Origin of the sequence: Amycolatopsis thermoflava N1165, from assembly GCF_000473265.1 — a bacterium.
GTDB lineage: Bacteria > Actinomycetota > Actinomycetes > Mycobacteriales > Pseudonocardiaceae > Amycolatopsis_E > Amycolatopsis_E thermoflava.
The window spans coordinates 2668066-2687569 of record NZ_KI421511.1 but is presented as its reverse complement, the minus strand read 5'-3'; the positions used below and the strand labels follow the sequence as shown (position 1 = coordinate 2687569).

The 19504-nt window shown below is 70.2% G+C and carries 23 protein-coding genes; 17 read left to right on the top strand and 6 right to left on the bottom strand.

Annotated elements, in window-relative coordinates; all coding sequences use genetic code 11:
* The first annotated feature begins 13 nt into the window (after nucleotides 1-13).
* The 6 genes from AMYTH_RS0113510 to AMYTH_RS0113485 all read left to right on the top strand — a co-directional run bounded on the left by AMYTH_RS0113510 (nucleotide 14) and on the right by AMYTH_RS0113485 (nucleotide 5737).
* A complete protein-coding gene (locus tag AMYTH_RS0113510) occupies nucleotides 14-1213 on the top strand; it encodes a styrene monooxygenase/indole monooxygenase family protein (RefSeq protein ID WP_027930768.1) in 1200 nt (399 codons plus the stop codon).
* Between the two features lie 20 nt (nucleotides 1214-1233).
* On the top strand, nucleotides 1234-2166 hold the full coding sequence (locus tag AMYTH_RS0113505) for an AraC-like ligand-binding domain-containing protein (protein WP_084022579.1): 933 nt from the start codon (nucleotides 1234-1236) through the stop codon (nucleotides 2164-2166).
* A gap of 79 nt (nucleotides 2167-2245) precedes the next feature.
* Nucleotides 2246-3676: an aldehyde dehydrogenase family protein gene (locus tag AMYTH_RS0113500; protein ID WP_027930766.1), complete on the top strand. Its 1431-nt coding sequence runs from the start codon at nucleotides 2246-2248 to the stop codon at nucleotides 3674-3676.
* Between the two features lie 14 nt (nucleotides 3677-3690).
* A complete protein-coding gene (locus tag AMYTH_RS0113495; RefSeq protein ID WP_027930765.1) occupies nucleotides 3691-4914 on the top strand; it encodes a styrene monooxygenase/indole monooxygenase family protein in 1224 nt (407 codons plus the stop codon).
* 17 nt (nucleotides 4915-4931) lie between these two features.
* The gene (locus tag AMYTH_RS0113490) at nucleotides 4932-5240 is read left to right on the top strand and encodes an EthD family reductase (RefSeq protein WP_027930764.1); all 309 of its coding nucleotides are present in this window, start codon (nucleotides 4932-4934) and stop codon (nucleotides 5238-5240) included.
* Nucleotides 5237-5737: a flavin reductase family protein gene (locus AMYTH_RS0113485; RefSeq protein WP_027930763.1), complete on the top strand. Its 501-nt coding sequence runs from the start codon at nucleotides 5237-5239 to the stop codon at nucleotides 5735-5737. The genes AMYTH_RS0113490 and AMYTH_RS0113485 overlap by 4 nt, the downstream gene beginning before the upstream one ends.
* A 166-nt stretch (nucleotides 5738-5903) precedes the next feature.
* Here AMYTH_RS0113485 and AMYTH_RS0113480 read toward each other — a convergent pair whose 3' ends face one another.
* Nucleotides 5904-6581 carry an MBL fold metallo-hydrolase gene (locus tag AMYTH_RS0113480; RefSeq protein ID WP_027930762.1) on the bottom strand — a complete coding sequence of 226 codons (678 nt, stop codon included), beginning with the start codon at nucleotides 6579-6581 and terminating at the stop codon, nucleotides 5904-5906.
* Between the two features lie 115 nt (nucleotides 6582-6696).
* Between AMYTH_RS0113480 and AMYTH_RS0113475 the strand changes: the two genes are divergently transcribed.
* The 4 genes from AMYTH_RS0113475 to AMYTH_RS0113455 all read left to right on the top strand — a co-directional run bounded on the left by AMYTH_RS0113475 (nucleotide 6697) and on the right by AMYTH_RS0113455 (nucleotide 12474).
* Nucleotides 6697-7956, top strand: a complete 1260-nt coding sequence (locus AMYTH_RS0113475) for an acyltransferase family protein (RefSeq protein WP_027930761.1) — start codon at nucleotides 6697-6699, stop codon at nucleotides 7954-7956.
* Between the two features lie 54 nt (nucleotides 7957-8010).
* Nucleotides 8011-10866 (top strand): excinuclease ABC subunit UvrA, encoded by a 2856-nt coding sequence (gene uvrA, locus AMYTH_RS0113470; protein WP_027930760.1) that lies wholly within the window; start codon nucleotides 8011-8013, stop codon nucleotides 10864-10866.
* Nucleotides 10867-11535: 669 nt separating this feature from the next.
* Nucleotides 11536-11997: a hypothetical protein gene (locus AMYTH_RS44770; RefSeq protein ID WP_051362660.1), complete on the top strand. Its 462-nt coding sequence runs from the start codon at nucleotides 11536-11538 to the stop codon at nucleotides 11995-11997.
* Between the two features lie 21 nt (nucleotides 11998-12018).
* Complete coding sequence (locus AMYTH_RS0113455; RefSeq protein WP_027930758.1) at nucleotides 12019-12474, top strand: SRPBCC family protein; 456 nt, start codon at nucleotides 12019-12021, stop codon at nucleotides 12472-12474.
* Here the strand turns inward: AMYTH_RS0113455 and AMYTH_RS0113450 are convergent.
* The 5 genes from AMYTH_RS0113450 to AMYTH_RS0113430 form a co-directional block, all read right to left on the bottom strand.
* Entirely contained in the window at nucleotides 12452-13378 is a 927-nt protein-coding gene (locus tag AMYTH_RS0113450) for a CE1 family esterase (RefSeq protein ID WP_027930757.1), read from the bottom strand. The two genes, AMYTH_RS0113455 and AMYTH_RS0113450, sit on opposite strands and share 23 nt — an antisense overlap.
* Nucleotides 13378-14688: a cation:dicarboxylate symporter family transporter gene (locus tag AMYTH_RS0113445; RefSeq protein WP_027930756.1), complete on the bottom strand. Its 1311-nt coding sequence runs from the start codon at nucleotides 14686-14688 to the stop codon at nucleotides 13378-13380. Before AMYTH_RS0113445 ends, AMYTH_RS0113450 begins: the two co-directional genes overlap by 1 nt.
* A 230-nt stretch (nucleotides 14689-14918) precedes the next feature.
* Nucleotides 14919-16124, bottom strand: a complete 1206-nt coding sequence (locus tag AMYTH_RS44765) for a tyrosine-type recombinase/integrase (RefSeq protein WP_051362659.1) — start codon at nucleotides 16122-16124, stop codon at nucleotides 14919-14921.
* A gap of 24 nt (nucleotides 16125-16148) precedes the next feature.
* Nucleotides 16149-16448, bottom strand: coding sequence for a hypothetical protein (locus tag AMYTH_RS0113435; RefSeq protein WP_027930755.1), 300 nt, complete (start codon nucleotides 16446-16448; stop codon nucleotides 16149-16151).
* A gap of 116 nt (nucleotides 16449-16564) precedes the next feature.
* A complete protein-coding gene (locus AMYTH_RS0113430) occupies nucleotides 16565-16987 on the bottom strand; it encodes a hypothetical protein (protein ID WP_157360603.1) in 423 nt (140 codons plus the stop codon).
* Between the two features lie 286 nt (nucleotides 16988-17273).
* Between AMYTH_RS0113430 and AMYTH_RS0113425 the strand changes: the two genes are divergently transcribed.
* From AMYTH_RS0113425 to AMYTH_RS0113395, 7 genes are all read left to right on the top strand, one after another.
* Nucleotides 17274-17486: a hypothetical protein gene (locus AMYTH_RS0113425; protein ID WP_027930753.1), complete on the top strand. Its 213-nt coding sequence runs from the start codon at nucleotides 17274-17276 to the stop codon at nucleotides 17484-17486.
* A complete protein-coding gene (locus AMYTH_RS0113420; protein ID WP_027930752.1) occupies nucleotides 17479-17658 on the top strand; it encodes a helix-turn-helix transcriptional regulator in 180 nt (59 codons plus the stop codon). Before AMYTH_RS0113425 ends, AMYTH_RS0113420 begins: the two co-directional genes overlap by 8 nt.
* 123 nt (nucleotides 17659-17781) lie before the next feature.
* A complete protein-coding gene (locus AMYTH_RS0113415; protein WP_027930751.1) occupies nucleotides 17782-18165 on the top strand; it encodes a hypothetical protein in 384 nt (127 codons plus the stop codon).
* A complete protein-coding gene (locus tag AMYTH_RS0113410) occupies nucleotides 18162-18419 on the top strand; it encodes a hypothetical protein (protein WP_027930750.1) in 258 nt (85 codons plus the stop codon). The genes AMYTH_RS0113415 and AMYTH_RS0113410 overlap by 4 nt, the downstream gene beginning before the upstream one ends.
* A gap of 8 nt (nucleotides 18420-18427) precedes the next feature.
* Nucleotides 18428-18556 (top strand): hypothetical protein, encoded by a 129-nt coding sequence (locus AMYTH_RS50875; RefSeq protein ID WP_267283891.1) that lies wholly within the window; start codon nucleotides 18428-18430, stop codon nucleotides 18554-18556.
* Between the two features lie 5 nt (nucleotides 18557-18561).
* A complete protein-coding gene (locus AMYTH_RS47040) occupies nucleotides 18562-18972 on the top strand; it encodes an SsgA family sporulation/cell division regulator (protein WP_051362658.1) in 411 nt (136 codons plus the stop codon).
* Nucleotides 18969-19370, top strand: coding sequence for a hypothetical protein (locus tag AMYTH_RS0113395; RefSeq protein ID WP_027930749.1), 402 nt, complete (start codon nucleotides 18969-18971; stop codon nucleotides 19368-19370). The genes AMYTH_RS47040 and AMYTH_RS0113395 overlap by 4 nt, the downstream gene beginning before the upstream one ends.
* Nucleotides 19371-19504 lie beyond the last annotated feature (134 nt).

Sequence of the window (19504 nt, the reverse complement as noted above, 5' to 3'; positions counted from 1 at the left end):
TAAGGACAGCGCAGTGACCACGGTCGGCATCGTCGGGGCGGGCATCGCCGGTCTGCACCTCGGCCTGGCCCTGCGTGCCGCCGACGTCCCGGTCACGCTGTACGCCGACCGGCCCTTCGACGAGCTGGCGGCCGGTCCGCTGCTCAACACGGTCGCGCACCACCACCCGCTGCTGGAACGCGAGCGGGCGCTCGGCGTGCACCACTGGCCCGCGGCCGAGTTCGGATACCGGGCGCACCACCACTGGATCGGCGGCCTCCGCTTCACCGGCCGGTTCACCCACCCGTCGTGCGCCGTCGACCACCGCCTCTACCTGCCGCGGCTGGCCGAGGACCTGGCCGCGCGCGGCGGGCACGTCGAGGTGCGCGAGGTCGGCCCGCGCGACCTGGGCGCGCTGGCCCGGCGGCACGACCTGCTCGTCGTCGCGTCCGGCCGTGGCGCGCTGAGCGGCCTGTTCCCGCGCCGCCCGGAACACAGCCCGCACGACGCGCCGCGCCGGCTGGTGTGCGCCGGCCTGTACACCGGCATCGCGCCTGCCGAACCGGCCGCGGTCACCATCGGCGTCGCACCGGGGCAGGGCGAGCTGCTGGAGATCCCGCTGGTGTCCCGGCACGGCCGGGTAACCGCGCTGCTGTTCGAGAACGTGCCGGGCGGCGACCTCGCGGTGCTGAACGAGCTGTCCCCGGCGGAGGACCCGGCGCTGTTCCGCAAAACGGTCGTGGAGAAGCTGCACGAGCACCACCCGGCGACGGCCGAGCGCGTGCTCGGCGACTTCGCCCTCACCGACCCGCGGGACCTGCTGCAGGGCGCCGTCACGCCCGCGGTGCGGGAGGACTTCCTGCCGCTGGGCGACGACAGGTTCGCCCTCGCGCTCGGCGACGCCCACGTGGTGGTGGACCCGGTGATGGGGCAGGGCGCGAACATCGCCGCCTACAGCGCGGCCGTGGTCGCCGCGGAGATCGCCGCCGAAACCGTCTACGACGAGGTGTTCTGCCGCCGGGTCGCGCGGGCGCGCGAGGAGGTTCTGCTGGGCGCGTCGGCGTGGACGAACCTGGTGCTGGACCCGCCGCCGTGGCTCGGCGAGCTGTGGCGGGGCCTGGCGGACGACCCGCGCCGCGCGGACGAGTTCACCGACAACTTCGACCACCCGGACCGGCAGTGGCGCGCGCTGGCCACCCGGCGCCGGGTGCGGGCGTTCCTCGACGGAAGCTGACCGGGAGAGCGGAGGACAACGTGGTCCACACAGCGACGAAGATCCTGAGCACGCGGGCGGCGCCCGGCGGCGAGAGCGTCGACTACTGGCGGCACGTCATCTCCGACGCGTTCGTGCCGCTGGAGGCGGCCGCGCCGGAGCCGTCGTTCCGCGGCGAGGTGCGCATCGACCGCCTCGGCTCGACCCTGGTGTCCAGAGTGGACGCGGGGCCGCACCGCGTCCGCCGCACGAAGGCGATGATCAGCGCGAGCGAACGCGGCTACTACAAGCTGGGCCTGCAGGTGCGGGGCAGCTGCCTGCTCGTGCAGGACGGCCGGGAGGCGCTGCTCGGGCCCGGCGACTTCGCGCTCTACGACACCGACCGGCCCTACACGCTGGCCTTCGGCGAGCCGACCTCGATGGCGGTGTTCATGTTTCCGCGCGAGCGGCTGCGCCTGGGCGCCGGGGGAGCGCGGCAGGTCCTGGGGCAGCCCATCCGCGGCGACGACGAGCCGGGTTCGCTGCTGTCGCCGCTGTTCCGGCGGCTGGTGCGCCAGCTGGGCGGCGCCACGTCGCCGATCCCGCTGGCCGACGCCGTGCTCGACCTGCTGGCCGCGCTGCTGACCGAACAGGCCGGCGCGGCGCCGGATTCGCTCGTCCTGCAGGCCCAGGCCTACATCGACACGCATCTGTCCGATCCGGACCTGTGCCCGGATTCGGTCGCCGCCGCGCTGCACATCTCCACCCGGTACCTGCAGAAGCTGTTCGCCGAGCAGGGCACCGGCGTCGCGAGCTGGATCCGCACCCGGCGGCTGGAGCAGTGCCGCCGCGACCTGTCCCGGCCGGAGCTGACCCGCCCGGTGAGCGCGGTGGGCGCCGCGTGGGGCCTGCCGGACGCGGCGCACTTCAGCCGCGCCTTCAAGGCCGCGTACGGGCTGAGCCCGCGGGAGTTCCGCGCCCAGGCGCTGTCCTGACGCCCGGCCGTTCGCGAATCGTCAAGAAGCGTTCGCCTGAGGGAAAGACCGGCGGGGCCGCGCCGCGCAGGATGGTCCCATGAACCTGACCGGGCAACTCCTCATCGGCGGCGAGTGGACGGCCGCAAGCGGCGGAGGCGTCTTCGAGACCGTCGACCCGGCCACCGCGCGGCCCATCGGCACGGTCGCCGACGCGCGCCAGGCCGATGTGGACAGTGCCGTCGCCGCCGCCCGCGCCGCGTTCGAACCGTGGCGCCGCCTCAGCCCCGCCGCCCGCGCGCGCATCCTGTGGCGCGTCGGCGACCTGATCGACGAGCACGCCGACGAACTGGCCGCGCTGGAGACCCGCGACCAGGGGCAGCCGATCGGCATCGCGCGGAACGTGTCGGTCGCCGCGGCCGCCGAGCACTTCCGCTACTACGCCGGCTGGGTCACCAAGATCGAGGGTGAGACCTCGCCGGTGTCCGTTCCGGACGTCCTCCAGTACACCCGCCGCGAGCCGGTCGGCGTGTGCGCGCTCATCACGCCGTGGAACTTCCCGCTGATGATCGCGTCCTGGAAGCTCGCCCCGGCGCTCGCGTGCGGCAACACCGTCGTCGTCAAGCCCGCCGAGCAGACCCCGCTCACCACGCTGCGCCTCGCGCGGCTGATGGTCGACGCCGGTGTCCCGGCCGGCGTCCTCAACGTCCTCACCGGCGGCCCGGAAACCGGCCGCGCCCTGGTGGACCACCCGGACGTGGACAAGGTGTCGTTCACCGGCTCCACCGACGTCGGGCGCGAGATCGTGCGCGGCAGCGCGGGCAACCTCAAGCGGGTGTCGCTGGAACTGGGCGGCAAGGCGCCCGCCGTCGTCCTGCCCGACGCCGACCTGCCCGCCGCGGTGCAGGGCTGCCTGCAGGGCGCGCTGCTGAACTCCGGCCAGGTGTGCGCCGCCTACACGAGGTTCTACGTGCACAGCTCCCTGGTCGGCGAGTTCGGCGAGCGGCTCGCGCGGGCCGCCGAGAAGATGGTCATCGGCCCCGGCCTTGACCCCACGACCCAGCTGGGCCCGCTCGTCTCCGCCGACCACCTGTCCTCAGTGGACACCGCGGTGCGCAAGGCCGCGGCCGAGGGCGCCCGCATCGCCACCGGCGGCGAAACCACCGGCAGCGACGGCTACTTCTACCGCCCGACCGTCCTCACCGGGGTCACCGACGACATGGCCGTCGCCCGCGACGAGATCTTCGGCCCGGTGCTGGCGGTGCTGCCGTTCGACGACACCGACGAGGTCGTGCACCGCGCCAACGACACCGAATACGGCCTCGCCGCGTCGGTGTGGACCCGCGACGTCAGCGCCGCGCACCGCCTCGCCGACGCCATCCGCGCCGGCACCGTCTTCATCAACATGCCCAACCCCGTCGACGCCGCGGCGCCATGGGGCGGGTTCAAGTCCAGCGGGTGGGGCCGCGAGATGGGCAGGCACGCCATCGAGCTGTACACCGAGATCAAGAGCGTCTGGACCCACCTGTGAGGAAAGGAGCGACCATGCCGGACATCGGCATCATCGGCGCCGGGATCGCCGGCCTGCAACTGGGACTGCTGCTGCGCAAGCACGACGTCCCGGTGACGATCTACACCGACAAGACCGCGGCCCAGCTGGCCGGCGGGCGGCTGCTCAACAGCGTCGCCCACCACGCGCCGACCCTGAAGCGCGAACTCGAGCTGGGCATCGACTTCTGGCCGGTGGAGGAGTACGGCTACTCCTGCCACCACCACTACGTCGGCGGGCCCGAGCCGATGTCCTGGCGCGGCGACTTCGCCGAGTGGTCCAGCGCCATCGACTACCGCCTCTACCTGCCCAAGCTCACCGAGGCGTTCGAGGAGCGCGGCGGGCGGCTGGAGGTCCGGACGCTGCAGGCCGAGGACATCGAGCCGATCGCCGACCGGCACGACCTGCTGGTCGTCGCGGCCGGACGGGGCGCGTTCGCCGCGTTGTTCCCGCGCCGCCCGGAGCTGAGCCCGTACGACGGGCCGCAGCGGATCCTGTCCGTCGGCCTCTACCGCGGCATCACCTACTCCGAGCCGAAGGGCGTCACCATCAGCGCCTCGCCCGGGCACGGCGAGCTGCTGGAAATCCCCATGTACGGCAAGGACGGGTTCACCACCGCGCTGCTGTTCGAGAACGTGCCAGGCGGCGACCTGGAGATCCTCGGCCGACAGTCCTACGACGCCGACCCGAAGGCGTACGAGCGGCTCGTGCTGGACAAGCTCGCCAAGCACCACCCGCAGACGTTCGAACGCGTCGACCCGGCGAGCTTCGCGCTGACCGGCCCGCTGGACATCTTGCAGGGCGCGCTGACCCCGACCGTGCGGCAGGACTACGCGAAGCTGCCGAACGGCAAGTTCGCGCTGGCCATCGGCGACGTGCACACCGTGGTCGACCCGGTCGTCGGGCAGGGCGCGAACTCGGCGTCGCACTCCGCGTGGGTGACCGGGCAGGCGATCCTGGAGGACTACGGGTTCGACGAGCTGTTCTGCCAGGACGTGGCCGCGCGCCGCGCGGACGTCGTGCTGGGCGCGGCGAACTGGACCAACCTGATGATCGGCCCGCCGCCGGAGCACCTGCTGCGCCTGTTCGGCGCGATGCACGCGGACAAGGCGATCGCCGACGAGTTCACCAACAACTTCGACTACCCGGACCGGCAGTGGCGCATCCTCGCCACCGCCGAGCGCACCGACGAGTTCCTGGCCCGCCACGCGAAGGCCTGAGGAAGGGAGTTTTCCGCATGTACCGGCTCACCGTGTTGTACCCGCCGCCGGCGGACCCGGAGCACTTCAAGCAGTACTACGTCAGCACGCACCTGCCGCTCGCGGCGAGGCTGCCGGGCCTGCGGGCCATGCGGTACAGCTTCGACGTGGCCGCGATGGGCGGGGAGAGCCCGTATTTCGCGATCTGGGAGGGCGAATTCGACTCGGCGGAGGCGATGGCCGCGGCGATGGCGTCGGAGCAGGGCCAGGCCGTGGCAGGCGACGTGCCGAACTACGCGACGGGCGGGGCGCAGATCCTGCACTACGCGCCCGTCGAAGGCTCGTGACCGCGGGCGTGGCCACCGACCCGCGCCGGTTCCGCACGGCGATGGGCCGGTTCGCCACCGGGGTCACGGTGATCACGACGAGGACCGCCGACGGGCACGTGCACGGCATGACGGCGAACGGGTTCCTGTCGGTGTCGCTGGACCCGCCGCTGATCCTGGTGTCGCTGGGCGCGTGCACGATGGCGCGGCACCTCGAGGCAGGCGACCGGTACGCGGTGACCGTGCTGTCCGCGGAGCAGGAGGAGGTGTCCCGCCACTTCGGCGGGCGCCCGTCACTGTCCGTGGAGTTCGCGTCGGAGGGCGGGTTCGACTTCGTCCCCGGCGGCCTGGCGTTCATCGGCTGCCGGATCGTGGACCGCCACCCCGCCGGGGACCACACGCTGTTCCTCGGGGAGGTCGAGCACCTGGCCTACCGGGACGGCGCACCGCTGCTCTTCTACACCGGCTCGTACCGCACGCTGCACGCCGGCCTGACGGAGGACGTGTTCTTCTACTGATCGAGCCAGGCCGCTCCCTCGCCGCCGCCGGCTCACGGCCGTGGAGCTGGTGGGGCGATGGCGCGTAATGGGTTGCCGCTCTGCACCCGCGATCCCGGCGATTTCGCCGGGCTGGAGGGGATGGTGGAGATCGTTCCCGTCCAGGAGCGATCTCCACCACCGGCTATCACCAGCCGCGCTCGCGCCACTCCGCCAGCTTCGGCCGCTCCGCGCCGAGCGTCGAGTCGTCGCCGTGGCCCGGGTAGAACCACGTCTCGTCCGGCAGCCGGCCGAACACCCGCGTCTCCACGTCGCCCAGCAGGGACTGGAAGTCCTCCGGCGAGTTCGTCTTCCCGACGCCGCCGGGGAACAGCGAATCGCCCGTGAAGAGGTGCGTGCCGCCGTCCGCGTCGCGGTACAACAACGCGATCGAGCCCGGAGTGTGCCCCCTCAGGTGAATCACCTCGAGCGTGCAGTCACCCACCGTGAGGGTGTCGCCGTCCTCGACCAGGAAGTCCGGGGGGACCGGCAGCGCCGAAGCGTCCAACGGGTGAGCCGCCGTGTTCGCTCCGTACGCGCCCGCCACCGCGCCCAGCGCCTGCCAGTGGTCGGCGTGCTGGTGGGTCGTCACGATCGTGCGCAGCGCGGGACGGTCCGGGCCGTGACCGATGAGGTCCGAGATCCGCTCCGGGTCCGCCGCGGCGTCGATCAGCAGCGCCTCGTTCTGCCGGCGGCAAACCAGCAGGTAGGCGTTGTTGTCCATGGGGCCGACCGACAGCTTGGTGATGGCCAGCCGGTCCAGTACCCGCCGGGCCGCGTCCCCGCCCGGCTCCACGTGGCCGGTGTAGTCCTCTACGACGTTCACGCCGCCAACCGTAGTCGCCGCGCCACATCGCGTTCCACCCGTTCAGGTTGGTCTCGGATCGGTAACGTAGGCTCCGGTGCGTCCCCGAACCCGATCTTGCGAGACGCCCCGAGACGTGCCGAGCTTCCTCCCCGAGAACCCCCGCACCAGCACCCGCCGCATCAGCTGGGACGCCGTCCGCGTCCTGGCGGTCCTGTCCGTGGTGCTCGGTCACATCACCCACCAGGGACCGCTGGCCCACACCGAGCTGAACGACTACCCGGTCAAGGTCACCGCCCAGTTCGGCGCCGCGATCCTGATGGTCGTCTCCGCGTTCTTCGTCTGCCAGACCGTCCGGCGCGGCGACAGCGGGCGGTGGATGTGGAAGAAGGCCGCCCGGCTCGTCCCGCCGTACCTGGTCGCGGTGCTGCTGACCTACTTCGTGATGCGCTGGGCGGACGCCTCGTTCAACGGCCAGGAGTTCGGCAGCCACTGGTGGGACAAGCTGTTCGGCCCCACCACCGACGGCGTCGCGTGGGCGAGCTCCTGGTACGTGCCGGTCGGCTGGGACCTCCTCGTCAACCTGACCATGATCCAGGGCTGGCACCAGGGGTTCATCTGGCTCGACGGCTCCTACTGGACGCTGCCCGTCCAGCTGATGGTCTTCGCGGGCGCCGCGCTGCTGTGGTCGCGCACCCCCTGGTTCCGCTCGCCGCACGCGGCTCGGCACGCGAAGCTGCTCGCCTGGGCGATGGTCGTCGTCCCGCTCGTGCTGCGGTTCTGGGTGTTCGGCGTCACGAACACCTCGCCGTGGGCGTTCGCCGTCGTCTTCGGGTTCGGGCTGCACCGGCTGCACGCGTTCGCCGCGGGCGTCGCGGTGTGGCTCTGGTCGCGCGACCGGTTGTCCACGCCGCACCTGGCGCTGCTGCTCGCCGCCGTCGTCGCCGCGCAGGACCTGCACCTCTACCCGTTCCACGTGGCGTTGCCCACGGACCCGTCGCGGCTGCCCTCCATCATCGGGTTCGCGCTCGTGCTCGTCCTGGTGTGCGCCGCGGCGAAGGGCCCGGACTGGACGTTCCTGCGGCCGCTGGCGCCGGTCATCGGCTGGTTCGCCGGAATTTCCTACGGCGTGTACCTGTTGCACCAGGAGCTGGGCTACATCCTGGCCAAGGCGCTGCAACTCGCGGGACTGCCGGGCTGGGCGCGGCTGCCGCTCGTGCTGGGGGCGGCGACCGGCGCCGGATGGCTGCTCACGAAACTCGTCGAACGGCCGGCCCACCGCTGGCTGACCACGCCACGCGGCGCCACCGCGCCGCCGCCCCGGAGGGCTCCGGACGACCTCGTCCGCGAGGAGCCGACCGGTCCGGCTCCGGTTTCTGTCGGTGGGTCGTCCTAGCATGGATGCGGCTGGCTGATCCGGCCGTCACATTCCAGGGAAGGGACCTCATCCGTGGCTGATCGCCTCGTTGTTCGCGGTGCGCGCGAGCACAACCTCCGCGGCGTCGACCTCGACCTGCCCCGGGACAGCCTGATCGTGTTCACCGGCCTGTCCGGGTCGGGCAAGTCGAGCCTGGCCTTCGACACGATCTTCGCCGAGGGGCAGCGGCGGTACGTGGAGTCGCTGTCGGCCTACGCCCGGCAGTTCCTGGGGCAGATGGACAAGCCGGACGTCGACTTCATCGAGGGCCTGTCGCCCGCGGTGTCGATCGACCAGAAGTCCACCTCGCGCAACCCGCGCTCCACCGTGGGCACCATCACCGAGGTCTACGACTACCTCCGGCTGCTCTACGCGCGCGCGGGCAAGCCGCACTGCCCGCAGTGCGGGGAACCGATCAGCAAGCAGACCCCGCAGCAGATCGTCGACCAGGTGCTGGCCATGGAGCAGGGCACCCGGTTCCAGGTGCTCGCGCCGGTCGTGCGCGGCCGCAAGGGCGAGTACCTCGACCTGTTCAGCAACCTCCAGCAGCAGGGCTACTCGCGGGCGCGCATCGACGGGCAGGTGTACCAGCTCACCGACCCGCCGAAGCTGAAGAAGCAGGAGAAGCACCACATCGGCGTCGTGGTCGACCGGCTGACCGTCAAGTCCTCGGCGAAGCAGCGGCTGACCGACTCGGTCGAGACCGCGCTGCGCCTCGCGGACGGCCTGGTCGAGCTGGAGTTCGTCGACCTGCCGGAGGGCGACCCGCACCGCATCCGCGGGTTCTCCGAGAACCTCGCCTGCCCGAACGGCCACCCGCTGGCCATCGAGGACCTCGAGCCGCGCTCGTTCTCGTTCAACTCGCCCTACGGCGCGTGCCCCGAATGCACCGGCATCGGCATCCGCAAGGAGGTCGACCCGGAACTGGTGGTGCCCGACGACGAGCTGTCGCTCGCCGAGGGCGCGATCGCGCCGTGGTCGGGCGGGCAGAGCGCCGAGTACTTCCAGCGGCTGCTGGAGTCGCTGTCGGAGACCATCGGCTTCCGCATGGACACGCCGTGGCGCAAGCTGCCCGCGAAGGCGCAGAAGGCGGTCCTGCACGGCGTCGACGAGCAGGTCCACGTCCGCTACCGCAACCGCTACGGCCGCCAGCGCAGCTACTACGCGAGCTTCGAGGGCGTCATCCCGTTCCTGGAGCGGCGGCTGGACCAGACCGAGTCCGAGTACATGCGCGAGCGGTACGAGGGCTACATGCGCGAGGTGCCGTGCCCGGCGTGCCAGGGCAGCAGGCTCAAGCCGGAGATCCTCGCGGTCACCCTGGAGCACGCCGAGCGCGGCGAACGGTCCATCGCCGAGGTGTGCGCGCTGTCCATCGAGGAGGCCTCGGAGTTCCTCGACGGCCTCAAGCTGGGGCAGCGCGAGGCGATGATCGCCGGCGCGGTGCTGAAGGAGATCCAGGCGCGGCTGCGCTTCCTGCTCGACGTCGGCCTCAACTACCTGTCGCTGGACCGCGCGTCGGCCACGCTGTCCGGTGGTGAGGCCCAGCGCATCCGGCTGGCCACGCAGATCGGGTCCGGCCTGGTGGGCGTGCTGTACGTGCTGGACGAGCCGTCGATCGGCCTGCACCAGCGCGACAACCGCCGCCTGATCGACACGCTGACGAGGCTGCGCGACCTGGGCAACACGCTGATCGTCGTCGAGCACGACGAGGACACGATCCGCGCCAGCGACTGGGTCGTCGACATCGGCCCCGGCGCGGGCGAGCACGGCGGGCACATCGTCCACAGCGGACCGTTCGCGAAGCTGCTGAAGAACAAGAAGTCGCTGACCGGCCAGTACCTGTCCGGGCAGGAGGTCATCCCGGTGCCGGCGATCCGGCGGCCGGCGAACAAGAAGCGTCAGCTGACCGTGGTGGGCGCGCGGGAGCACAACCTGCGCGGCGTGGACGTGTCGTTCCCGCTGGGCTGCCTGGTGTCGGTCACCGGCGTGTCCGGGTCGGGCAAGTCGACGCTGGTCAACGACATCCTCGCGACGGTGCTGGCGAACAAGCTCAACGGCGCCCGCCAGGTGCCGGGACGGCACACCCGCGTGCGCGGACTGGACCACGTGGACAAGCTGGTGCGCGTCGACCAGTCGCCGATCGGCCGCACGCCGCGGTCCAACCCGGCGACGTACACGGGTGTGTGGGACCACGTGCGCAAGCTGTTCGCGGCCACCACCGAGGCGAAGGTGCGCGGCTACCAGCCGGGCCGGTTCTCGTTCAACGTCAAGGGCGGCCGCTGCGAGGCGTGCGCGGGCGACGGCACGATCAAGATCGAGATGAACTTCCTGCCCGACGTGTACGTGCCGTGCGAGGTCTGCAAGGGCGCCCGGTACAACCGCGAGACGCTCGAGGTGCACTACAAGGGCAAGACGGTCTCCGACGTCCTCGACATGCCGATCGAGGAGGCCGCCGAGTTCTTCGAGCCGATCAAGGCGATCCACCGGCACCTGCAGACGCTGGTCGACGTGGGCCTCGGCTACGTCCGGCTGGGCCAGCCCGCGCCGACGCTGTCCGGTGGCGAGGCGCAGCGCGTGAAGCTCGCCTCCGAGCTGCAGAAGCGCTCGACCGGCAAGACGGTGTACATCCTCGACGAGCCGACCACCGGCCTGCACTTCGAGGACATCCGCAAGCTGCTCGGCGTCATCAACGGCTTGGTGGACAAGGGCAACAGCGTGATCGTGATCGAGCACAACCTCGACGTGATCAAGACTTCCGACTGGGTCATCGACCTGGGTCCGGAAGGCGGCTCCGGCGGAGGCACCGTCGTCGCCGAGGGCACGCCCGAGCACGTGGCCACGGTCGAGGGCAGCTACACGGGCAAGTTCCTGCAGGAACTGCTGAACTGACCGTGACGAGCCGCGCGGCCGGCGAGCCGCGCGGCGCGTTCCCGGTCGCCTCCGGACCGTGCGGGTGCGGGTGGCACCGGCCTCGCGGCGGGGTGGTGACCGTCGCGGAGGCGACGACCCGCTCGGAGGCTCGCCAGGCACCTCGCCCACACCGCGTGGGACTGCGGCGGGGCGGGCGGGCCGCCGCGGCTCGGAGCTGCCGAAAGTTCGGGCGTGCGTCGGCGGAGCAGGGTTTGGTGGCGCTGGCGGAGCAGGCCCTTGGGTGTGCGCCGGCGGAGCAGGCCCTTGGGTGTGCGCCGGCGGAGCAGGGTTTGGTGGCGCTGGGGGAGCAGGCCCTTGGGTGTGCGCTGGCGGAGCAGGCCCTTGGGCGTCCGCTGGCTGAGCAGGGGCTCGGGCGTGCCCCGGTGGAGCAGGCCCTTGGGCGTGCGCCGGCGAAGCAGGCCGCCGCGGCCGCGGCACTGCGCGGCGCGCTCGGCGGGCAGCGGCTCGGCGAGTGCGGCGACCCGGCTCGGCGTCGCGCCCCGGGCGTCCGCCGGTTGGCGCTCCCGAGACCCGTCGGGTGCGCGCGCCGACCGAGCGTGTCGGACCGGTGAACCGCGAAGCGCGCCCTCTCGTGTCATGGGGTGACCCGGTCGCCGTGCACCGGGCTCGCACCGCGGGAGGTGCCCGATGACCCGCCTGCTCATCGCCGTGATCGTGGCGGCGTTCGTGTCCGCGTGCGGCCCGGCCGCGCCGGAGCGCGCGCCCGCCGACCTGCGCGTTGCCGTCATCAGCGGGCTCGGGGACGTCGTGGCCGACAGCCAGGGCCGCACGCTCTACCGCTTCGACCTGGACAGCGCGTCACCACCGGCGACCAACTGCGCCGGCGCCTGCGCGACCCTGTGGCCGCCGGCAGCGGCCGGCGCCGCCCCGCCCACCACCGACGGCATCGACGGCGGGCTCGCCGGGGTTTTCGTCCGCCCGGACGGGGTCCGGCAGCTCACGCTCGGCGGCTGGCCGCTGTACCGCTACGTCAACGACACCGCACCCGGCCAGGTCAACGGCCAGGGCGTCGACGGCACCTGGTTCGTGATCGCCCCGTCCGGGGTGAAGGTGACCGGCACCCCCGCCGACGGCGGGTCCGGGTATTGATCTCGGCGGATACTCGGTGCCATGCGGATCAACGCCTACCACTTCCGGGACACCTGGCTGCTCTCCGCGCCCGTGCGCAGCGTGTTCGACGCGGTCACCGACGTCGCCGGGTATCCGCTCTGGTGGCCGGACGTGCGTGAGGTCACGCGCGTCGACGACGACACCGCCCAGCTCGTCTGCCGCGCCGCGCTGCCGTACGTGTTGGTCGTCCGCATGCGCCGCGCCGAGCAGGATCCGGACCGCGGCCGCCTGCGCGTCCACCTGACCGGCGACCTCGAAGGCTCACTCGCGGCGGTCGTCCTCGGCAGGCCGGGCGGCACCCGGCTGGAGATCACCCAGCGGGTCCTCGCCACGAAACCGCTGCTGCGCACCTTCTCCCCGCTGGCACGGCCGGTGTTCCGCGCCAACCACGCCCTGATGATGCGGCGTGGCAGGCGCGGACTCCAGCACCACCTCAGCGCAGCGGGTGCGCGTTGAAGAACCGCAGGATCACCTGCGTCGCGTCGATCACCGACGGGACGTCCGAATCCGGGTTGGGCGCCGTGCTCGGCCAGTCGTGGCCGAGGCCCTCGACCCGGTAGTGCACGACGTCCGCGGCACAGGACCGCCACCGCTCGACCCGCACCCCGTCGCCGAGATCACGCACCACGGGCTCCGCGGCGCACCCGTCGCGCGACGCCCAGCCCGCGAGCCAGTCCGGAATGGACGGCAGCCCGCGCGCCGGATCGCCGGCGTAGGGGATGGTCGCGTCCGCGGTGCCGTGGAAGTCCAGCACCGGCGCCGGCCGCGACGGGTGGCACTCGCCGCCCTGCGGGTAGAACGCCCCGGACACCGGCGCGAACGCGGCGATCCGCCCGCTCAGCCGGCAGGCCAGCACCCCGGTGAACCCGCCGCCGTTGGACTTGCCCGCCGCGAACACGCGCCGCGGGTCGACGCACAGCTCGCGCTGCAGCTGGTTCAGCAGGTCGCTGGTGAACAGCACGTCGTCCGCGGCGGCCGAGTACGGCGCACCCGTCCACGCGCTCTCCCCGTCGGTCCCGACAAGGCCCTGCGGGTAGACCGCGATCACCGACCGGCCGGAGAAGCCGGACAGCTCCTCCTGGTACTCGGCGGTGCGCCGGTGCCCGTGGAAGGACAGGACCAGCGGATCCGGCCGGTCGGGCCGGTAGTCCGCCGGAACGTGCAGCAGGTAGCTGCGCGTGAGCCCGCCCGAGGTGACGGTGCGGGTCACGCTCTGTCCCGCCGGCACGGGTGCGGGGTGGCCGCAGCCGGCGGACGGCACGGGGAAATCGACGATCCCCGACGCGGTGGCGGCCGGAGCGGCCAGGAGGGTGCCGGTGATCGCGGCCACCACCGCGATCACCAGCCGCGGGGCGCGCATCAGACGCCGGCCTTCACGGGCTCCCGCTCCGGCTCGGCCGCCGGGTGGTCGTCCACCAGCGTGGTCTCGTTGAACGGGTCCTGCCCGGACAGCACCCGCTGGGCCCGCGACCGGTCGAACTCCTTGGTCCAGGACCCGATGACGACCGTCGCCACGGCGTTGCCCGCGAAGTTGGTCACCGCGCGCGCCTCGGACATGAACCGGTCGATGCCGAGGATGAACCCGACGCCCCCGACCAGGTCCGGCCGGTGCGACTGCAACCCGCCTGCCAGGGTCGCCAGGCCCGCACCGCTCACGCCTGCCGCGCCCTTCGACGCGATGATCATGAACACCAGCAGGGAGATCTGCTCGGCGACGGACAGCGGGCTGCCCTGCGCGGTGGCGATGAACAACGTCGCCATCGTCAGGTAGATCGCGGTGCCGTCCAGGTTGAACGAGTACCCGGTCGGCACCGTGATGCCGACGACCGGCTTCGACACGCCCAGGTGTTCCATCTTCGCGATCAGCCGCGGCAGCGCCGACTCCGACGACGACGTCGACACGATCAGGATGAACTCGCGGGTGAGGTACCGCAGCAGGCTGAAGATGTTGATCCGCGCGCCGAGCCAGAGAATCGCGCCGAGCACGATCGTCACGAACAACGCGCACGTGACGTAGAACCCGATCATCACCACCGCGAGGCTCTTCAGCGCGTTCCACCCGGTCGCGCCCACCACCGCGGCGATCGCGCCGAACGCGCCCACCGGCGCCGCCCACATGATCATCGACAGGATGCGGAACACGAGCTTCTGGATGTGCTCGATGCCGCGCAGGATCGGCTTGCCCGCCTCACCCATCTTCTGCAGCGCGAAGCCGGCGAGCAGCGCGACCAGCAGCGTCTGCAGCACCGAACCCTCGGTGAACGACGACACCAGCGAGGTCGGGATGATGCCGAGCACGAAGTCGGTGGTGCCCTCGCTGCCCTTGCTGGCCTGTTCCTGCGCCTTCGCGATCGACGACGGGTCCAGGTGCAGGCCGCTGCCCGGGTGCAGCAGGTTGCCCACGATCAGGCCGATGGCCAGTGCGAACGTGGACATCACCAGGAAGTAGCCGATGGCCATCAGGCCGACCTTGCCGATCTTCGCGGCCTTGGCGACCGACCCGATGCCGAGCACGATCGTGCAGAAGATGATGGGGGAGATCATCATCTTGATCAGGTTCACGAACCCGGTGCCGAGCCAGGCCAGGCTCTTGCCGAAGTCGGGGAACAGGATCCCGACCGCGACACCGAGGACGACCGCGGCGATGACCGCGAGGTAGAGGTAGTGCATCCGGTCGCGGCGCGGCTTCGCGCCGGCCGGTGGTGCCGTAGGCAACGTTGCCTCCTGTGGGGACGTGACGCGCCCAGTCCGGCGCAGCTCGCGTGGAACTATCGGCCACGGCTATGACCGCGGTCACCGTTGTGTTCATAGAGTTCACAAACCCAACCACACAGGCGCTGACCTGGGCCAGACACCCGTTGAAGATCAACGGGTACAGAATGGGTATAGATCACAACAGCTCATCCATGGTCCTGGCCCCGGTGGTCATCTTCGATCGTGAGTGCTGCTTCCATCACATCTCGGGTACGGTCGTCCTGCCCTGGCCACTCGTGCACGTACGTGTTCAGTGTGATGGTCGGGTTCGCGTGCCCCAGCGCCATCTGCACCACCTTCACAGACTTCCCAGCGTGGATAAGGCTGGTGGCGAAGTAGTGCCGCAGCCCATGCAACCCGAAGTCCGCCGGCAACCCCGCCCCGGACACGGCAGCCTTCCACGGCTTCTGCCACGTCGACCCATCCGTCACCGGCTGCCCCGTCGGTGAAGTGAACAGCAACCTAGCTTCTCGCCGCTGGATCTTCCGGGGATTACGCGCGTCTGTCAGCTCAAGCGGGTGGGGCGGGAACTCCTGGATGTGGCGAGCTAGCTCGTCCAACACCAGCTGCGGCACCTCAACCGTGCGCAGACTTGTCTTCGTCTTCACCTTCGCGATGTGCATGCCGTGGGTCTTCGTTCGGATCAACTGCTGCTCCACCCGCACCACGCGTCTCAGAAAGTCCACGTGCCCGACCTCAAGGCCGCGCAGCTCGGATGGACGTAACCCGGTGCCAGCCGCCAGCAAGGGGAGGGGTCGCCAGCGCGGCTGAATCTTCTTCGCCAGCAGGTGCACTTCCTTCGCTGTGGGGATGTATCTGCTAGCGGGGTCGATCTCACCCACCCCCGCACCCTTGAAGGGGTTCCGGCCGATGCACTCGCCCACGGCGGACTCGAACATCGACCTGACCGTGGTGAGCTCGATCAGCAAGGTCGACGGCGCGAGCTCCTCGAGCATGTCCTTCACCCACTTCTTGGCGTGGGTAGAGCGCACTTTGTTCATCTGCATGTCCCCGAGATGCGGGTACAGATGCATCCTGAACGCCCCTTCAACCCGGGCTGCGGTGCGCTCCCGGTGGACCTGGGTTTTCCGCCATTGCTCGGCGTACTCCCGCACGGTGACTTCGCCGGCGCGGAGGTCGAGGTATTGGCCGCGGGAGATGTCTGCTCGAACGTTGGCGTCGAACAGGTCGGCGTCCTGCTTCTTGTCGAAGCTGCGCGTCAGGGGTTGTCCGGTGTTGGGGTCGGTGTAGCGGACCCTCCAGCGCTGCCCGCGGCCGTGGCGGGCGAGCTTCACTGGTTTCTTGTCCGGCCCGCGTCTCTTCTTCGAGTACCAGAGGTCGTCGACCGCCATGGCCCTGTCTCCTTTTTCGATCTCTCAGCGGGAGGCTGTGCGCTTGAAAGGAATCACCACCCGGACGGGGTCCTCCTGCCGGGGGCTGGGGGTGAGGATCCGTTCCTCGTGGAGCTCGTTGATCTGCTCTTGGAGGTCGGAGAGTTGGTCAGCGTCGGCTGCTCGTAGCCAGGTGAACCAGAACAACCCGGTGATGATGGTGCTCGCCATGACGACCAGCACCAGGACTTCGCGGGAGGTGCTCACGGTTCCGGCGAGCAGGTAGTTAGTGGCCAGCGTGGTGGCCGTGACGATTACGGCGCAGGAAAGCTCCCTCGCGTGCATCGGCTACATCCAGTCATCGTTCAGTGGCCCCCCGTGGGCCTGATCATCTGATTCATCGTTCAGAACTGGTGCTCGTTTACCGGCATTCGCGAACCGTTAAGTTTTCAACGAAGCGCTCACCCGGTCGCACTAGTAACTCCCCCATGTGAGGGAAGGCGAAGGGCCCACTCGTGGAGGCCATCCGGTCCCAGGGTCTCGGCCAGGACGCGTAGCTGCGTCGCAGTGAAAGTCTGCTCGGCCTGCGCCGGCGTGTCCGGCACAGGCGTCGCGGTGGTGGTGTCGATTGGCGGGAACTCGTCAACCTCGCCGCGGAGGACGGCCTCGCAGATCCCGATGGGCAACCTCAGCGCGATCTCAAGCCGGGTGTAGGTGGTGTTCGAGGCGACTCGGTCGCCCAACTCGATGGCGGCGATCGTCCGTTCGGCGGGCCGGTTGTCTGTCAGCTCTGCCAGGGCTCTTGCAGACTTGATCCGCAGCTGAGCCCTGCGGCCCTTGATGAGTGCCCCAAGTCGCTTGCGTCGCTCGACGTTCGTCTCCACGTGCCTAAGGTGCCGCATCGGTCGTGACCTGGGCAAACAGGTGGAGTCGGTCCGGTTGGGTGGTCGCCCGAGTACGTGCATGTCAAAACTGTAACCCCTGCCATGTCAGATCTGCAATCACTGTTACGCGACCGAGACAACGACAGGTTTGACAGAAATTGCAGAGACGACATAGAGTGACGACATGCAAGACGGGCCCCCGACAAAACCCCCAACCGGGTCACCCCCCACGAGGCCTGCCCCCGCTCAACCACCACCGAAGAAGCCCCCGATCAGGAGTTGATGGATGACCAGGACCAATCGCCAGTCACCCGTCTACCTGCGCGCCTACCGCATCCGCAGCCGCAAGCAGAAGACCCTTCCTATCCCGGTCGGTGTGCTCGCCAAAGCGATCGCGAACGAGGACGCCGCGAAGGCGTTCATGTCATCCCCCATCAGTGACCACCTCGGAGACGACATCGTCGCCGCGGTCAAGGAAGCCGGCGAGACCGATGACTGACGACGACCTCCTCACCACCACGGAGCTCGCCCAGATGCTGCGGGTGTCGGTCAACACGATCTACGCCTGGAACAAGCGAGGCACCGGTCCGAAGCGCGTGAGGGTCGGGAAGTACTGCCGGTATCCGCGCAAGTACGTGGAGATCTGGAAGAGATCCCGCACCACCCAGTAGACGGCCACTCCCCAGGCCTCTGGCCTCCCTAACCAGGCCTGGGGAGTGGCGATCCAAGAAGACGCCCCGGCGCTGCGAACACCGGGGCCAGCCAACGGAACCACACCACTCGAAGGAGTTCCGATGACCAAGGTGATTGTCCCAGACAACCCCGACAGGCCGCCACCCCGCCACGGAGAAGATCGGCACCTCACCAAGCCGACCATCCCGTTCTCGGTGCTGTGGCGCAGGGAACGCGGGGATGCCCCGATCCAGCCCATGACGCACCGGCGGTGGCGGGTCGGGTTCCCCGCGGTGCGCACCCCACAGGGATTGCGGGAGTACATCGACCCGCGCACCGACGACAACCTCGCGCCGGCCGATCCGGGGGAGGTGTCGGTGTCCTCGAACCCTTTCGCCCCAAGCCCCACCGACCCGCCCTACTCGGTAGGGGTGGTGTATCAGCTGCCCGCGGCGTTGGTGGCGGCCGTGTTGTCCATGGTCGCCTGGCTGGGGGTGGCGGCGTGACACACGAACAGTGGACCGCGCTCGGCGACAAGGTGTCGCAAGGCCTGGACGCGTTCATCACCGCGTTCGCGATCTGCGCCGGTGTGTTCTTCCCCGTCGCGGCGTGGTTGATCGGGTGGGCGTTCGCCGACGACAAGTGGCCGGATCAGCACCCTGCTCTGGCTGTGTTCTTCGGGCTGGGTTTGGCCCTCCTCACCGTCGGGCTGGAGATCGGGATCTCCGTCCTCGCAGAAGCAACTGAGATCAAAAGGTAGGGGCCGTCATGGGCATCTTGAAGAAGGCAGATCAGGCCGCGCAGCGCCGTATCGACCGGGCGCTGGGGAACTCGAAGCCGCAGGACGAGGTCGCCAAGCAGCGCGAGAAGCGCCAGCAGAAAGGCGGCCAGAAGTGAATTCAGTGTCGATCCGGCAGCCCATCAACGCGGTGTGCTTCCAAGCTGACGGTGTCGTCCACCAGATCGGGATGGCCTGGCGCTACTCCACTCGGGACCCGTACGCCGTCATCCTCGAGTTCCGGTACAGCGACAAGACGTGCGTGGAGTACCACTTCGCCCGCGAACTCCTGCGAGACGGCGCGAACTCCGACTGCTGGAAGGGCGAGGGCGACATCCTGGTCCGCCGATCCGGCAACCACGTCGAGGTTGTGCTCAAGAACCCCGAAGGGGAGCCGCCGTTGGTGTTGGCGTTCGACCGGGCCGAGATCAAGGTGGCGCTGGTGAAGATGGGGCTGATGGCCCCATTCGGGTGCGAGCGCGGCTACTACGACCTGGATCAGGAGATCGCGACCTACCTGGGGGTGGCGTCGTGACCGCCCAGGATGTGGCTCAGGTCGTGGCCGAACTCCTCGCTGAGCCTGTGCCTGCGCCGTCGATGGTGTCGATGTACCCGCCGCCGATGTGGCCGGCGCACGTGGAGATGCAGGCCACCACCCCCCGGGATGTGGCTGCGTGGGCCCGACAGCATCACACCAACCTGGTGGTGCACCAGGGAGATGTGTGCACGTGGGTGGACGCGAACTTCACCACCCACTCGGTGCCGGTGAGGATCCGTGCGCGGGCCCGCTACGCCGACGTGTTCCAGAAGCTGTCCGCGCGGGGGATCACGTTCGACGGTGACGCCGTCGAGGTGAACCCCGAGGTGTTCGGGTGGGGGTGTGACTCGTGCCCGAACAAGACGAAGTGCGTCGTCGAGGGGTGCCAGCGTTGATCCTGCACTCGCTGCCGCGGTTCTGCATCTGCAAGGGCAAGCGGCTGATGAAGGTCCGGCTGATCGGTCAGCACACCTGGTTCACCGTCCCCTGTCCCCACTGTGCCCACTCGTTACCCCTGCTGGAGTTGGTG